Raw genomic sequence first — 14,633 nt, forward strand, 5'->3', positions numbered from 1 at the left:
TCCCTGGACGAGACGGAAGTGGGAAGTCAGCGGCGCAGTTCGTCGCGGTTGAGCTTCGGGCCGCGCGAGGAGTTGTAGGCGCCGATCATCACCAGAGCGACGAGCGCACCGTTCTGGCCTTTCTCGGTCTCCTTCAGCGCCATCGCGCGGGCCTTGACCTGCCGCGGTGCGAGGTCGACGAGGACCTCGCTGAAGCGGTCGTGGTCGAGTTGCTGCTCGTAGCTACGCAGAATGAGGGCCACGCCGGCGACCAGCGGGGCGTCGACGGCGTCGAGGCGGTGTCCCCAGACGTCGACGATCAGCCGCAATGTGTTGCCCAGCAGCAGCTTTCCGCCGCTGCGGTGGATCCGCTCGAGGGTGCTGGTGCAGCGGATGACGCCGTCCTTGGCGGCCTCGGCGACGGTCAGCCCAACCTCGCCGACGATTTCCTCGATCGCGGCGACGGTCGGGTCCGCGGCCGCGCGGCGCGAGCGCCACCGGTCCCACGTGGTCAATCGCCGCGTCTTGGCGTCGATTTCGTGGAACAGCCGAGCCTCGTCTGCCACGGTCAGACCGGTGTGGACGTTGGCGACGAGTGCCATGTCCGGGTCGATCAGACGGGCGGCTGCGGCGCGGTGCTGACCGTTGATCACCGCGTAGCGGGCCAGGGATCCAGGGCCGCGATCAGCGACGTCGAGGACGCCGACCAGGCGGCGATCCCACGTCTTGGCCATGGTGCGGGCCCGGGGCTTGTCGAGCTCGCGCTGATAGCTGGCGTCGACGAACATCTCGGCCACCGAGATCGCCGAGATGTAGACCTCCGGCACCGACGCGTCGGCGTATGAGGTATCGAGGGAGTCGGATCGGTCCAGGACCGCGGTAGCGGTGGTGTCAGAGGTCATGATCGGTCTCGGTCTCTTCGTCGATGGGAAGGTTCGTGGTCAGTGCGTCGGCGATCCAGTCGCTGTTGTGGGCGATGGCCTCGCGGATGGCGTCGTTGACGGCCTCGACCGTCGCCGGTCTGCGGATGTGCACGCGCATCCCATCGGGGTGGGAGTCGGTGAGGATGTAGCGGTCACCGTGGTCGACGACAGCGATGCTGATCTCGCCGAGCTTCGGGGTCGATCGGTGGCCGCCCAGGCCGAGTTCGGCACGGCTGCGGGCGAACAGCTGCTCGACGCGGGGCGAGTAGGCCATCACCGACCACCTCCGGCGCGGCGACGACGCCGAGCGCCGAGGTCGACCGTCTTGTCCAGCCCGGACAGGTAGCCGTCGAACTCCTCACGGTGCGCCTCGATCAACGCCGCGATGGCCCGCAACTCGGCTGTCATCCGAGCGGCCTCCGGTTTTGTGCTGCGGCTCAGCCCCGGCGGATGGATGCCGGCGCGTTGGAGCTCCCGCTCGAGCACAGCGATCGGGTACCGCTCCCACGTGCTCGAATACTCCACTCGGCCAGCGCACGTCATGCACACCGTGAAGGCGGTGCGTTGCTGACCGATTCGTTTGACCCGCGCCGTCAAATCGTCCGCGGTGATCGCTGACGCCACATCGACAGCGGGGCGTCCGCACTCGGTCAGCTCCTCGTCACGCCACGGCAACGACGGCCGGAGTACGTGATCGAGGGGTTCCTGGTTGGCACTCACGGCAGGACCTCCGTGCTGGTGTCGAATGCCGCGACAGCGGTGTCGAGCTGGTGGGCGATGCGGCGCTGGAAGTCGAGCAGGTCGAACGCGAGATCCTCGTCGTCACCGGCGTTTTCGATGTCGTTGAGCGCGGTGGCGAGGTCGGAGGCGGCGCTGTGGGCGCGGTGTGCGGCCTCCAGTGCTCGACTGATCGAGCCTGCCTCGATGGCGGCGGCCAGGTGCAGGGCGGCGGTGAACAGTGCGCCGGCGTCGGCGGCCGCGAGCGCGGGCAGCGTGGTGGACTCTGGGCAGGCCACGATCAGCTCTTGCGGCGCGGCGCCGTCGATGCTGGTGTTCATGCCACGGCCTCCGCGTCGTCCGCGTCGTCGAGGGTGATGGCGAGAATGCGGCGGGCGAGCGTCTTGTGCACGTGCTGCCAGCCGTCCTCGCTGTCGGCGAGCTTGCAGATCGTGGAGAACCCGACACCGGCGCTGGCGGCGATGCTGCGTGCGCTGCGTCCGGCGTCCATCAGGTCGTTGATGTGGCGGCGAACGTCGGCGACTGGCATGAGGCCCCTGCAGTCCTCGCAGGTGTTGAACTTGGTGCGGGTGGTGAACACCGTGTCGCACTCGGTGCAGCGGACCCTGTACGCCGGGGAGCGGCCGAATCCCAGCCATGCCTGCAGCTCGGCGCGCTCGTCGGGATTGGAGGTGCGGTATCCGCCGGCGACGGCGTACTGCTCGTTGGTGCGGACCGCGATCATGCCGCAGACCTCGCGGACCGGGCAGCCCGCGCAGATCCTTTTGGCTTCGGTGGCGGGGTCGTCCGAGGAGATCGGGAACCACAGGTCGGGATCGGGGTGTCCGGCGCAGGCCGCCTGATTGCGCCAGTCGGTGCTGGGGGCCGCGGCGTCGAGATCGGTGATGGTCATGACTGTGTGGGCCTTTCGAATTCGTGAGATGTGGTGGTCGCTGCGCGGGTCAGCGGGGAACGCGGCCGGTGCCGACGAGGCCGCGCAGCTGCTCGGGCAGGCGCTCGCGCACGGCGGCGATCAGGGTCTGCGGGGTGATGGGCAGGTCGCTGGTGTCGAGCACCTCGAGGTAGAGGGCGCTGCCGGCGCAGTCGAGTCGGGTCGCCTTCTGGATCAGGGTTTCGGGGTCGTCGAGGTCGGCCAGCAGTGTCAGCAGCTGCCGGGCGCTGGCGGCGATCTTCTCGGCGAGTGCGACCTCGGTGCCCGCGCTCGCGGCCGCCGACGCCGGCGCACTGTTCATGTCGTCGGATCGGTGGTCGCTGATGTCGAGTGAGTGAGCGTCCGTGGTCGGCGAAGGTGGGGTGGTGGTTCGCATTGGGGCGGCCTGTCTGTGATGATCTGAGGGGGACGTCCCAGCCAGGTTCACGCTGGCTGGGGCGTCCCTTTTTGTTCAGAAGGTGGAGTAGTTGCGTGCCGGTACGAGCACGCCTTCGTCGATGAGCAGTGCCATGGCGGCGGCTTTGATCCGGCAGATCCGGGGGTTGTCGCCGGGGCATTCCAGGTGCTGGCGGGTGATGGCCTTGGCCTGGTCGACGCTCAGCCCGCGGCCGGTGTCCTCGCACGACCAGGTCGTGATCGTCATGTCCTGGCCGTGGATCGGTCCGGTGATGACGAGCGCGCCGCTACGGCCGCCGTTGTCGCTGGTGAGGGTGTTGGCGTGCATGCTGGTCCAGGCGTCGATGACGTCGTCGACGAGCGCGGTGAGCATGCGCACCTGGCGGCGCAGGTCGGCGACCTCGTCGTCACGGTGACGGCGGAACGGGTGCAGGATCGTCATGGCGCTCACCGCACCGTTTCGACCGGGTACCACGGCCCGGTGCTGATCTCGTTGCCGCGGATGAGGACCTCGCGGGCCATCAGCTGCGGGGTGTAGTCCTCGGGCCGCACGCCGTAGTCGCCGACTGCCTGGCCGATTACGTCGAACATCTCGTCGGCCGCGCGGGCACGGTCGTGGAAGACGGTCGGGGTGGTGTGGTTCGGGGAGGCGAGGCGGGTGGACAGCTTGCGCCACCAGCGGCCGTTGGGCAGTTTGATCGCGTACTGGTGGGTGACCGACGAGATGGCGGTCAGGGTGTCGATCAGGGCCTGCTCGGCGGCGGTCGGCGGCGCGAGCAGAGTGCGGGCGAGATCGAAGGTGAGGGTCATGATTTGCCTTCCTGAACTGGTGTTTTCTCTGTCGCCCACCCGTTGTGGGGGTGGGAGTTCAAGGCGGAACCGATATTTAACAGTTTAGACTGTTAACGGTCCAGATGCCTGGGTTTCAGGCGAATTCGTCGGCAGCGTCGATGTCGTCGTCGGTGTCGTCGCTGCGGTTGTCGTCGCCGAGCTCGTCGAAGTCGATGCCGTCGAGCGGCTCGTCGGCGCCCTCGCGCTCCTCGCGCTGCTGGTCCTCGGCCAGGGCGTCACCGATCTTCTTGCTCAGCTCCTCGGCCTCGGCGTCTATCTCGGCCAGCAACCCCGTGACGTTGGGGATCTCGCCATCACCGCGGCGGCGACGCGCGGAGTCGATCGACACCACCGGCTTGCCCCCCGCGGCGAGCTTCCCGCTGATCGTGGTGGCGGCCTCGGCGGCTTCCTGCACATGCGGGTGCGGGTAGGGCGGGTAGGTCTGCGCGGCCCAGGCCAGGTTCTCGTCGGAGACGAAATAGGCGCGCACGCGCACGATCTGGGAGCTGGAGTCGTCGAAGACGTAGGCGATGCCGGCGCTGCCCTGGTCGGGGATGTTGGTGTTGTCGGCGCCACGCTCGGCGGCGTGGTGATCGCCGTAGACCATGACCATCTGCTCCGGCGAGCTCAGGCGCATGCCGATCCGGATCTGGAACAGATCCCGCAGCATGTCGAGGATCTTCTTGTTCGCCAGCTGCGTGTACCCGGAGATGGAGACGCCGATCGCGCGCCCCAGCCGGGCGATCGACACCAGCAGCCGCAGGAAGGCGGTGCGGGTCTTCGGGTCGTCGAGCAGCTCGGCGATCTCGTCGATGATCAGGTGATACATCGGGGCGCCGGCGGTGATGACGTGCTTGGACAGGCCCATGGCCTCCATCTCGCGGCCACGGTCCTCGATCACCGTCCAGCGCAGCCAATCCAGCATCTGCTCGGCCGAGACCGCGTCGGTCGCGGTGCGGTGCAGCAGGCCCTTCATCCGAGCGGCCTCGACACCGAACTTCATGTCGATCATCAAGTTCACGAGCAGGCCGTCCCGGGCGGCGGGAGCGGTCGCCATCAGCAGCGACGCCACGAACCCGGACTTGCCGGAGCCGGGCAGGCCGACGCCGAGGATGTTGCGTTCGAACAGCGGCACGAGCCAGTGCTCGCCGTCTTCGCGCATGCCGGGGTTGAGTTTCTTCAGGTCGACCGGCTCGGCGGGGACCGGCACAGGGACCAGGTCCTTGATCGGGTCGAAGTAGCGCAGGTCCAGGCAGATCACACGGCCGCGGGAGGCGACCACGCGCGCGGCGTCAGCGTCGAGGGCGACTGCGATGCGCTTGAGCTTCTCCTCGTAGTGGCGACGCTCCTGGCCGTCGCTCATGCGCAGCCGCAGCCGCAACCCCACCGGCACGGACTGGATGCCGCGGTCGGGCGGGTAGGAGCTCTGCGACGGCATCAGCTGCGGCCACTCCCCCGGATCGCCGTTCGCGGGAACGGGCAGCCGTCCCAAACCCAGTGCGGCCCACTTCTTCACCGCATCCCATGGGGTGGACAGGATCTGCACCGTCTCCTGGACGTCTTCGGGGAATTCGGTGACCCAGTCCGCCCACTCCCGGGCAGCATCCCGCTCGGCGCGGGTCACCTGTGTCTTCGCCGACCACCGCGACCACACGGCCCGCGCGCCGAGCGCACCCGCCCCGGCCAGCAGCGGCGCGACACCGACCGACCCAGGCACACCCAGGTTTTCAGCCGTCTTGTACACGGTCGCGATCGTCATGAATCCGATCCCGGTCCCCAGCAGGGCGACGGGAGCGATGAGCTCTGGTTCGATGTCCATCTCAAGCCACTTCCTCGGTGGTGTCAGTGGCGGTGAGGTACCGCCATTGGATTCGGGTAACGAGGCTGTCCGGGCGGCAGCCCCGGTGGGTGGCGCAGAAGAAGGTGACGAACTCCTCCGGCGTCATGTCCGGGAAGCCCTCGGCCACGAGATCGGCCTGGCTGATCGCGGCCAGCGGTTCGCGGCTGATCGCGGTGATCTCGACCTGCGCGATGCGCACCAGCGGTTCACCGGCCTTGCGGCCCATCACCTTCCGGCACAGCGTGAGCTGGTCACCGACGCGCGCCATGCGCCAGCCCATCCGCCGCGTCACAGTCTTTTGCCGGGCGACCACTTGGGGTTCGGTCAGGCTGACCGACATGAGCCGCGCCATCACGCGGCCTGCTTCCGGGTCAGCCGCAGCTCGATCTCTTCGATCCGATCCGGGGTCCAGGCGACCCGGGCCTTGCCGGCACCGAGCTCCCGCGCCAGGCGCTGCGCGCGGCGGTCCCAGTCCTGCGGGGTCTGGCTGGTCAGCATCCGCACCCGCAACACGACCTCACCGCCCTCGCGGCGCGTCGAGATCAACCGCGGCACCAACTGCTCACCGAGGAGGTTCCGGGTGAGGCCGGCCGTTTCGACCGCACGCGCCCATCGGCGCCGCCGCATACCGCCGCCGCTCGAGGCCCGCAGCGCCAGCACCAGCATCGCGACCGACGCCGCCACCACCGCTACCCCGATCGCGGGCGGCACCACGACCTCCACAACCCGATCAGCCCAGTCCGCCGGCCACATCGGACGAGTGCAGATCCCCAACCCGACCGGGACGCCGACCAGCATGAACACCGTCTTGCAGCGCGACGACTTGGCGGCGCGGCGTGAAGATCTCGATGCGGAGGAACGTTTCGGAGCCATGTCCTCACCGTCTTCCTGCGCGGCGGCGTGTCGGGAGTTGGCAAGGGTTAACAACCCGTGCGGCGGTGGCGCCGACCCGGCGGCAGCGCACCGCGAGTTCACCCACTGCCCAGCGATCTGAATTGATCAGTTGAGAGCGCAGAGCGTTCGAGTCGACGACGTTCGAGCCGCTGCCGTTTGTCCGCACATGTCCCGGCTCGGGGGATGATTCGCCCGGTTTCCAGAGCACTTCGGGTCGAGTTCGCAAATTCATCGAGCACCCCTCCAAGGGGGAGATCCGGGTCACATTATGTTCAGATGGTATCAACTGATCTATTCAGATGTAACCCTTGAACATCCCCCTGACTGTTGGTACAAACCCCCCGATCTGCGCTATCGCCCGCTGATTCACACGGACTGATAGCGTTTGGTTGCCTCACAAGCGCAGATCAGAGAGGGCTCAGCCGGGATGACTGAATCGACCAGTAGCGAGGCCCGGCGGTGGCAGATCGCGCGTGAGCTCAGGACCGAGATCGAGTCCGGTCGGCTTCGGCCTGGCGAGAAGCTGCCGTCTTCCCGTGCGCTCGCCGAGAAATGGGGAGTCAGCCTCGGGACGGTCAACCAGGCGATGGAGCAGCTCGGGCACGAGGGGCTCATCAGTACCCGCCCGCGATCAGGGCGTGTGGTCGCCGACCGCGCCGGGGCAGCTGGTGACCGGCCGCGGACGCCGCAGCCACGAGTCGTGTACATCGGTGGCTATGCCGGAAGCGGGAAAACGGAGGTCGGCCGGGTTCTGGCGCGAGAGACCAAGTGGGCGATCCTCGACAAAGAAGTACTCACCCGCAGCGTGGTGGACGCAGCACTCGTCCAGCTCGGTAGCACGATCGCCGATCGAGAATCCGCGCTCTACCGCGATGTCGTCGAGCCTGCCGAGTACCAGTGTTTGGCGGCCGCGGTGAGCGAGAACATCGCCTACGGGGTGAGCGTCATCGCCATCGCGCCGTTTCTCGAGCAGTTCGCCAACCGCGCCTGGTTCGAGCGCCAAGCCGCCTGGCTCGCCGAACAGGGAGCCGACATGTCGGTGATCTGGGTTTCCTGCAGCACCGAGGTGATGCGGTCTCACCTCGAGCGACGCGCGGCCGCCAAAGACACGTGGAAGTTGGGCCACTGGGATCAATACCTCGCCGGCGTCGACGCCCAGTTCGCTCCGGCCTGGCCCCACACCGTCATCGGCAACAACCTCGATGACGAGCCGATCCAAGCCCAGGTGAAGACCGTCCTGCGCCGCCTCGAGCCCCTCCCAGGAGCGCACCGGCCGCAGTGATCCGGCAGTCGGCAGCCTCAAGCCTGTCCCCTAGCCTGGACGTCGTGGCTCGCTCATCGGCATCCGCGTTCCTGCCCGACATGGTTGACAAAGTGCTGATCTCAGCGTGCCGGGCAGCCGGGCTGGATCCCGCCGATGCGGTCATGCTTCGACTGGGAGAGAACATGCTCTACCAGCTGGCCGCAGCGCCGGTCGTTGTCCGCATCGCACGCAACCTGCAGCATTGGGACGACGCCTCCAAGGAGGTCACGGTCGCGAACTGGCTTGCTGCCCAGCGATTCCCCGCCGCACAGACCTACAGCATCGGTGACCGAAGCCAGCCCATCGAGATCGACGGACACCCCGTCACGTTCTGGCGTTTGATCCCAGGGCGAGCAGCCGACCTCCACGAAACCGGCATCCTCGGCGAGCTGCTGCACCAGCTGCACCAACTCGACCGGCCAGCCGGGCTGACGCTCCCCGCCGTGCAGGCATTCGGGCACGTTCCAGCGCGGCTGGCCACCGCGCCGATCCCTGCCGCGGACGCCGATTTCTTGCGGCACCGAGTACGCGAACTGGAGCAGGAACTAGAGGCGCTGACCTTCCAGCTGCCGGTGACCGCGCTGCACGGCGATGCCCACGTGAAGAACGTCATGATCACCGACGACGGCCAGGCGGTGCTGATCGATCTCGAGGCGTTCGCGTTCGGGCCGGCGGAGTGGGATCTGGCCAAGACCGCAGCCGAAGCGTCGATGGGGATGCTCGCCGAACGGGACTATGCCGCGTTCGCGGGTAGCTACGGCTACGACATCACCACCTGGTCCGGATGGCCGATCCTGCAAGCCATCCAGCAGGTGAAGATGGTCAGCTGGTTGTCGCAGAACGTCGATCACTCCGCACGCGTCCGCAGCGAATACGACAAGCGGATCCGCACGCTGCGCACCGGCCGGCTAACCGAGCCCTGGCGTGGTCTCTGAAGGTCCCCGCAAGCGCTACGTGGCCACCTGCCAGCAGGCTCAGTCGCCGAGCTGGTCGGCATCCGCGTCGCCCTCGAGCAGAACGTCGAGGTACTGCCACTGGTTCTCGGTCGGCTCGGACACGTAGACCGAGGCGTCGGTGATCCCCTCCTCCCGGGAGAAGGTGGCGGAGAACTCACCGGAGAAGTCGAAGTCGGCGTACCTGCTCGTCGTGTGCGGTTCCCACCATTCGCGGTCCTCGACGTCCTCCTCGATGTGGGCGGTGAACGTGCCCTCCAGATCCCCGGTTATCTGGACCTCGCCGTTGACGTATCGCAGCTCACGGACGTACAGCCCGATCGGATTCGAGCTCGGCTGCTGCCACGCCTGCGTGTCGCGGAAGCGGTTCGCAGTGCCGTACCGGATCCAGTGGTCCACCTCGTCGTCGACGCGCTCGCGGACCTCATCACGCACACAGCCCAGCGCGTAGACGATGGGAGTGTCGAGGACATCTTCGAGGATCACCAGTGCGCGCCGTGACGTCACGTCCCACTCGATCATCGACCGTTCCTCGGGCAGCTGGACTCGCCGGCCTTCGAACTCGACGACCGGTCGCCGCTCGGTGTAGTCCTGCCAGTACGGTGCGTCGAGGATCTGCGGGAACCGTTCCCGGAAGACAGGCAGGATCACCGCGCCGAACTCCGCGACCGAGTCTGCGACCTCGTCGTTGCCGAGGTCGGCCGCGGTCACCGCGAGCAGCGCTCGAACGACGCTGTCATTGGCGCGGAATCTTGTGAGGTGGCGTTGGACCCGCGGGACGGCGTCAGCGGCCGCCTTGATGACGGAGGCGATTCGGGGGATATTCCAGTACTCGTCGTTGTTCTTCTCTTGGTTACAGGGCCCGCAGATCGGTGCGAGGTTGGCCGCCGCGTCCACGTCGAAGTCGGCGCCGAGGCCCAGATCCCCGACCGGGCCCGAGGCGGGATTGCGGGGGACGATGTGGTCGATCTGCAGGCCCCGGAATGTGGTCGGTGTCTTGCACCAGTAGCACTTGTGGCCCCACGCCTGAACCAGAGCCAGCAGCAGGAGCCGGTTGTGCGTAGGTGACGAGTGTGAGTACCGCGCATCATCGGTGGTCACGAACGACGCACCGCCACGATCGCGGGATGGTGGGTGTGCATGAGGTCGACGAACTCCAGGAGCGCGGGATGACGTGAGCCGCCGGCGGGGAGCCGGTTGTAGAAGTCGTGCAAGTACTGCAGATATCTCGCCGACCGCAGGTCACCGCCGTTGACGACGGCGGCCGCGGCCAGTGCTCCGGCGTCCTCCCAGTCACCAGCGACCAGCGATGCTTCGGCCGAGACCATCTGGATGAACGCCCGGGTCCGGGGTGGGGTGTCGTCGGTGAGGGCATCGCTGACGAACGTGCGGGTCTGGGGCACGAGCTGCAGATCGCGCCAGCAGTGGCTGGCGTCGCCGGCGAGCTCGGCCGGGTCGTAGTAGCCGATCCAGGTCGGCTCGTCGCCGTGGCGGCGTTCGAAGAGTTGCTCGGCGCGGTGGATCGCGGCCGCGGTGCCCTTGCGATCGGACAGGCTGGCCAGCCCGCGCGCCTCCATCATCACGCACATGGCCTCGACACTGGGTGTGCCGTGTCCCCGCAGAGCGGACTGCGCCGCCCTGGCGTACATGACCGCGTCGTCGAAGCGGTGGACGAAATTGCTCTGATGAGACAGGTTGGCCAGCAGCCGGGCGCCCATCCGCATGTCCCCGGCTTCCTCGGCGAGGCGAAGGCCCTGGATGAAGTATCTGATCGCGGCCGGGTGCCGTCCGGCGTCGTAGGCGCTCCAGCCCAGCAGCTGAACGACTTCGGCGGCCGCGGAGAAGATCTCGCGGCGCACCCGCTGCGGATGCACGGCGTGCAGCTCGGGCACGACCTGGGTGCGGAAGAACTGCAGCAGCGTGCGCCGCACATGCCCACCACCCCGGGCGAAGTCCATCGACATCATCGCCGCGACCGTGTCGCGGATCCGGGCGGCGATCGCGACCCCGTGTACCGGCCCGGCCGCCTCCACGGTCAAAGTGGGCGATTGCGCGAACAGGTACCCGGTCACGACCTGGGACGCGCCCATGCTGGTGATCGCCCCCGCGGTGACCAGTGCCGGATCATTGCCGCTGTCACTGTCGGCCAACCCGTCGAGCACGGTGATCGCAGCGGCGACGTCGCGCTGGTACTCCCGCCCTCGAGCGAGCGGATCACCGGCATAAGGCAAATGCAGCACCTTCGCCAGCAGCCTGGAATACAGGTCGTCGGGCACGACATGGCCGTTCTCCCACCGCGACACCGACGTCTTCAGCGAGGCCGGAGTCATCAGGTGAACACCGTCGCGGTCAGCGGCCTCGATCAGGGCCGCAACGAGAATCGGGATCGACCATCCCCTCGCTTTCCGGGCTGCCCGGATATCCTCGCCTCGCATCATGCCGCTGGTTCGTCCTACGGGATGGTGTCGGTCAGCGTGCCCGAGTCGATGTCGAGCAGTACATCGGAGCGGTCGGTGAGGACATGCCAGCGACGCGAGAGGCATTCGCGCACAGCGTGCGCCGCCGACAACAATGCGTCGGCGTTCGACTTCCCCGCCAGCAAGGTGCCGATATCACCGGCGGAGGCCTCGTCGCAGGCGGCCACCAGCGTGTGTGGCATCCCCACCAGGGCGGCGAGGATGTCGTGCTGGTCGGACGGAATCAGCGCGTAGGCGGCGGTCAGCACGGCGGCGGGAACGACAATGGTGTTGCCCGACTCGACAGTCGCCCAGGTGATGGCGTGGGGATACGGGTCGCGGCGGCACCAGCCGCGCACAGCGGCCAGGTCGAGCACGACCCCGGACAGGGCCGTTGCGCTCATGCGGCGCCGGCAGCAGGGTGCTCGTCAGACGACAGTGGCGGCAGGCCGAGAAGCTCGCGGCCGCGGTTGATCATCTCCAACGGCGGCCGGCCGCCGTAGACGGATTCGATGGTGGCCAGGGACTTCTGCCGATCGACAGCTGCCTGGATCGACTCGGCGACGAACGCGCTCACCGACTCGATCGTCCCGCCGTCGCGCCAGTTGTCGAGAGTGGCCGCGACCTCTTCGGGCACGGTCACGGTCACTTTGCGGGTCTGCCGCCTTCTCGCCATACCCAAATGCTACTCCGGTATGCACATGTGAGACCGTTGGTGCGCTAATCTCCCACATATCGCCCGCCAACCATCCCGTCGCCGGGAGGATCTTCCGTGACCGACACCGTCGTTCCACTCTCCTCACTTCGCTTGCCGAAGCCGTACGTCATCACTCTCGGCAACCTGAAAGGTGGCGTAGGCAAGACAACTTCGGCGTTCTTCCTGGCCGCCTACTTCGCCCAGGTGCACGACCTGCGGGTGCTGATCGTGGACGCCGATCCGCTGTCGCAGACGGGCTACGCCTGGTACCGGTTGCTGCGCAACGCCGAGATCGAAGTGCCGTTCAACCTGATCCACTTCCCCTCGCGGCACATCGCGGACTGCATCGCCGACAACGCCGCCCAGTACGACGTGATCATCATCGACGTGGGCGGCGAATCCGACGCCATCCTGAAGGGCGCGATTCCCTACAGCGACGATCTCATCATGCTGGCGGGCGCGACCGGGGCCGACATGAAGCGCATCCCCTCCACCTACAAGGCATGCGAGGAGGCCACCGCCGATACCGAGCGGGAGATCGAAGTCCACATTTTGATGACCAAATGCCCGGTCACCATGAAGAACGGCGAGAACGTCTCCAGTGAATACCGCAAGTACCGCAAGCGGGCCGAAGACTCGGGGTACGGGGTGTTCCAGGCATACATCAGCAACTGGAAGTGGTACCGCGAGGCCGCTGACGGGGATATCGGCGATGGCGCGGAGAACCCCCTGGAGGACCTGGGCGAATACAAGCAAGTCGGTGACGAGCTGGTGGCACGGTTCCGCACGAACTCGGCCGCAACAGAACAGGAAGTGAGTGCCTGATGCCCCCACCCGTTCGGAAGCTCGGCGGCAAGAACAAAGGCGGCGCGGACTCACAGCAGCCCCAAACCCTGGAGCAGGGGGCCACGCCGCCGGTGTCCCCACTGCGCGACGCCGAATGGAGTCGCGACATCGCCAAAGGGCAGCAGGCGGCGGGAGTAGAGACCATCACAGCGCAACCGGCCACCCCGGCCGAGGTCGCGGCCGGCCCGCACGCTCCCACGCAGGCCCCTGTACCGGCGTCGCTCGCGGGCATCATTCCCGACCACTACGAGCAGCCCGACGCCACCGGGGACCTCACCGCAAAAGAGCGCGACGACCTGGCCGCCTGTGAGGCCGCCCTGGACGTGGCCCGGGTGGCGTTCTACATCGCAGGCAAGGCCCTGCGGGTCATCCGGGACGCGAGGCTGTATCGGGCCACACACGCCACGTTCGACGACTACGTATCGGACCGGTGGGGGATGCGCCGCGCCAACGCGCACCGGCTGATCGAGGCCGCCCCGATCGCCGAACCCATCGTTATGTCTCCCATGGGAGACAAAATCAACGAGCGTCAGGCGCGCGAGCTGGTGCCGCTGAGCAAGCACCACAGCGAGCAGGCCGCCGCTGATCTGTACCTGGCGCTGGCCCAGCAGGTCGCCGCCGCCAACGGCAAAGGCCCGAAGATCACCGGCGAACTGGTACGCCAGGCCGCCGAGGCCACCCTGGCCGAACTCCCGCCGGGCAGCGAGTGGAACCGCGAAACAGCCGCCGAGGTTGCGCGAACCGTCTTGGCGCAGGTGACCGGCCAGGCCCCAACTGAGGAAGCGGCCGACGACGACGCCGAGCCACATTCCTGGTTCGAAGCCGAGACCGGCCGAATCGCCTCTCTGGCCGACCGGGTGGCCAAGCGCGCCGACAAGCATCCCGCGGAGGCGAAGGCCTTCGCGGCGGCGCTCATGGCGCACGCCAGGCGGATCGAGAAAGCCGTCAGCAAGTCCGCCCAGTAGGGCTTCTCAGTCGGGTTCGAGCATCGGGAACTGGGCGATCCAGCGGTGAAACTGGGCAGGGTCTTGAAGCCTCCGCACCTGGCGGTAACTATGCGCTTCGGCGTTGGCGCCTACCAGAAACTCGAAGGCACGAGCACCGTTCTTCGCGGCGGAGAAACAGTGCGATACGGACTCGACTACCAGCGATAGCGCTGCGCCGTCCACTTCGAAGTGGAGGTAGTCGTTGACGCGAGGCAGCGCTTCGGCATTGACCACGAAACACACGCTTTCGCTGGTGTCTTCGCCGTTCTCGTCGACCATCGGAAAGATCACGGTGTAGCGCACAGGGCCTGCGTCGCGTCCGCGTGGCTGCAAGGGATAGACGGGAGCGCGTGTCCCGCGGGGTCTGTCGCCGAGCGCCATGTCGCGTCCTCGCTGTGGAATCGCAATCTGTCTACCGTGGCCGCCGCCTCATGCCTACCGTGCGGGTCGATGCGGTCGGACCGAAGGATCCATGAGCGTGCCCCGCCACAGCGGCCGATCCGACGATATACCGAAACATCAACGCTACGAAGACTTTTCAACACGAGGCCGACCGGTGGCCAGCGAGCGCGCCAGCCCCAGATCCCGCAGCACTTACGGGCTAGCTGTCCCGCGCCCTAATTGCCCATCACGCCCGAATCGCCGGGCCATCCGGGAGCACGGCGATCGGGTCGTCCAGCCAGCGTTGGATGAGCGCGTGGACGACTGTGGAGCGGTCGGATCCGGCGTCGCGGGCGGCCCGCTCGAGCGCGTCCCATGTGTCCTGCGGGATGCCCCGCAGACCCCGGACCGGATAGCGGTGCTGGTTTGCCATAAGCCCAGCGTATCGGGTGGTTGACCACCCCGCAAGCGGCCTGCTA

General features: G+C 67.5%; 21 protein-coding genes. 4 read left to right on the plus strand and 17 right to left on the minus strand.

Going from position 1 to position 14,633, the window contains the following annotated elements; translation table 11 throughout:
- Positions 1-26: 26 nt before the first annotated feature.
- The 11 genes from IU459_RS32780 to IU459_RS32830 form a co-directional block, all read right to left on the minus strand.
- Positions 27-881, minus strand: a complete 855-nt coding sequence (locus IU459_RS32780) for a DUF6551 family protein (protein WP_195133471.1) — start codon at positions 879-881, stop codon at positions 27-29.
- A complete protein-coding gene (locus IU459_RS32785; RefSeq protein WP_195133472.1) occupies positions 871-1,176 on the minus strand; it encodes a hypothetical protein in 306 nt (101 codons plus the stop codon). Before IU459_RS32785 ends, IU459_RS32780 begins: the two co-directional genes overlap by 11 nt.
- Positions 1,176-1,622, minus strand: a complete 447-nt coding sequence (locus IU459_RS32790) for a hypothetical protein (protein ID WP_195133473.1) — start codon at positions 1,620-1,622, stop codon at positions 1,176-1,178. Before IU459_RS32790 ends, IU459_RS32785 begins: the two co-directional genes overlap by 1 nt.
- Positions 1,619-1,960 carry a hypothetical protein gene (locus tag IU459_RS32795; protein WP_195133474.1) on the minus strand — a complete coding sequence of 114 codons (342 nt, stop codon included), beginning with the start codon at positions 1,958-1,960 and terminating at the stop codon, positions 1,619-1,621. The genes IU459_RS32790 and IU459_RS32795 overlap by 4 nt, the downstream gene beginning before the upstream one ends.
- Positions 1,957-2,532 (minus strand): WhiB family transcriptional regulator, encoded by a 576-nt coding sequence (locus IU459_RS32800; protein ID WP_195133475.1) that lies wholly within the window; start codon positions 2,530-2,532, stop codon positions 1,957-1,959. The genes IU459_RS32795 and IU459_RS32800 overlap by 4 nt, the downstream gene beginning before the upstream one ends.
- A gap of 49 nt (positions 2,533-2,581) precedes the next feature.
- Positions 2,582-2,872, minus strand: coding sequence for a hypothetical protein (locus tag IU459_RS32805; RefSeq protein ID WP_195133476.1), 291 nt, complete (start codon positions 2,870-2,872; stop codon positions 2,582-2,584).
- Positions 2,873-3,022: 150 nt separating this feature from the next.
- Positions 3,023-3,409 carry a hypothetical protein gene (locus IU459_RS32810; RefSeq protein ID WP_195133477.1) on the minus strand — a complete coding sequence of 129 codons (387 nt, stop codon included), beginning with the start codon at positions 3,407-3,409 and terminating at the stop codon, positions 3,023-3,025.
- A gap of 5 nt (positions 3,410-3,414) precedes the next feature.
- A complete protein-coding gene (locus IU459_RS32815; RefSeq protein ID WP_195133478.1) occupies positions 3,415-3,777 on the minus strand; it encodes a hypothetical protein in 363 nt (120 codons plus the stop codon).
- A gap of 115 nt (positions 3,778-3,892) precedes the next feature.
- Complete coding sequence (locus IU459_RS32820; RefSeq protein WP_195133479.1) at positions 3,893-5,617, minus strand: FtsK/SpoIIIE domain-containing protein; 1,725 nt, start codon at positions 5,615-5,617, stop codon at positions 3,893-3,895.
- Between the two features lies 1 nt (position 5,618).
- Entirely contained in the window at positions 5,619-5,978 is a 360-nt protein-coding gene (locus IU459_RS32825; RefSeq protein ID WP_228838847.1) for a hypothetical protein, read from the minus strand.
- Positions 5,979-5,989: 11 nt separating this feature from the next.
- Positions 5,990-6,511 carry a hypothetical protein gene (locus IU459_RS32830; RefSeq protein ID WP_195133480.1) on the minus strand — a complete coding sequence of 174 codons (522 nt, stop codon included), beginning with the start codon at positions 6,509-6,511 and terminating at the stop codon, positions 5,990-5,992.
- A gap of 448 nt (positions 6,512-6,959) precedes the next feature.
- On the opposite strand from IU459_RS32830, the gene IU459_RS32835 reads away from it, so the two are divergent.
- Positions 6,960-7,814, plus strand: coding sequence for an AAA family ATPase (locus IU459_RS32835; protein ID WP_195133481.1), 855 nt, complete (start codon positions 6,960-6,962; stop codon positions 7,812-7,814).
- 44 nt (positions 7,815-7,858) lie between these two features.
- On the plus strand, positions 7,859-8,770 hold the full coding sequence (locus tag IU459_RS32840; RefSeq protein WP_195133482.1) for a phosphotransferase enzyme family protein: 912 nt from the start codon (positions 7,859-7,861) through the stop codon (positions 8,768-8,770).
- 39 nt (positions 8,771-8,809) lie between these two features.
- Here IU459_RS32840 and IU459_RS32845 read toward each other — a convergent pair whose 3' ends face one another.
- The 4 genes from IU459_RS32845 to IU459_RS32860 are packed head-to-tail and all read right to left on the minus strand — an operon-like array spanning position 8,810 to position 11,920.
- Positions 8,810-9,889 carry an HNH endonuclease gene (locus IU459_RS32845; RefSeq protein WP_195133483.1) on the minus strand — a complete coding sequence of 360 codons (1,080 nt, stop codon included), beginning with the start codon at positions 9,887-9,889 and terminating at the stop codon, positions 8,810-8,812.
- Complete coding sequence (locus IU459_RS32850) at positions 9,886-11,226, minus strand: helix-turn-helix domain-containing protein (RefSeq protein WP_195133484.1); 1,341 nt, start codon at positions 11,224-11,226, stop codon at positions 9,886-9,888. The genes IU459_RS32845 and IU459_RS32850 overlap by 4 nt, the downstream gene beginning before the upstream one ends.
- A 14-nt stretch (positions 11,227-11,240) precedes the next feature.
- Positions 11,241-11,648: a hypothetical protein gene (locus IU459_RS32855; RefSeq protein ID WP_195133485.1), complete on the minus strand. Its 408-nt coding sequence runs from the start codon at positions 11,646-11,648 to the stop codon at positions 11,241-11,243.
- Complete coding sequence (locus tag IU459_RS32860; RefSeq protein WP_195133486.1) at positions 11,645-11,920, minus strand: hypothetical protein; 276 nt, start codon at positions 11,918-11,920, stop codon at positions 11,645-11,647. Before IU459_RS32860 ends, IU459_RS32855 begins: the two co-directional genes overlap by 4 nt.
- Before the next feature lie 96 nt (positions 11,921-12,016).
- Here IU459_RS32860 and IU459_RS32865 point away from each other — a divergent pair, with 96 nt between their 5' ends.
- Together IU459_RS32865 and IU459_RS32870 are read left to right on the plus strand one after the other, a co-directional pair.
- Positions 12,017-12,766: a ParA family protein gene (locus IU459_RS32865; RefSeq protein ID WP_195133487.1), complete on the plus strand. Its 750-nt coding sequence runs from the start codon at positions 12,017-12,019 to the stop codon at positions 12,764-12,766.
- Positions 12,766-13,752: a hypothetical protein gene (locus IU459_RS32870; RefSeq protein WP_195133488.1), complete on the plus strand. Its 987-nt coding sequence runs from the start codon at positions 12,766-12,768 to the stop codon at positions 13,750-13,752. The genes IU459_RS32865 and IU459_RS32870 overlap by 1 nt, the downstream gene beginning before the upstream one ends.
- Positions 13,753-13,758: 6 nt before the next feature.
- Here IU459_RS32870 and IU459_RS32875 read toward each other — a convergent pair whose 3' ends face one another.
- Positions 13,759-14,076: a hypothetical protein gene (locus tag IU459_RS32875; RefSeq protein WP_195133489.1), complete on the minus strand. Its 318-nt coding sequence runs from the start codon at positions 14,074-14,076 to the stop codon at positions 13,759-13,761.
- Between the two features lie 325 nt (positions 14,077-14,401).
- On the minus strand, positions 14,402-14,587 hold the full coding sequence (locus IU459_RS32880) for a hypothetical protein (RefSeq protein WP_195133490.1): 186 nt from the start codon (positions 14,585-14,587) through the stop codon (positions 14,402-14,404).
- Positions 14,588-14,633: the final 46 nt, after the last annotated feature.

This window comes from Nocardia amamiensis, from assembly GCF_015477605.1.
GTDB classification, from domain to species: Bacteria; Actinomycetota; Actinomycetes; order Mycobacteriales; family Mycobacteriaceae; genus Nocardia; species Nocardia amamiensis_A.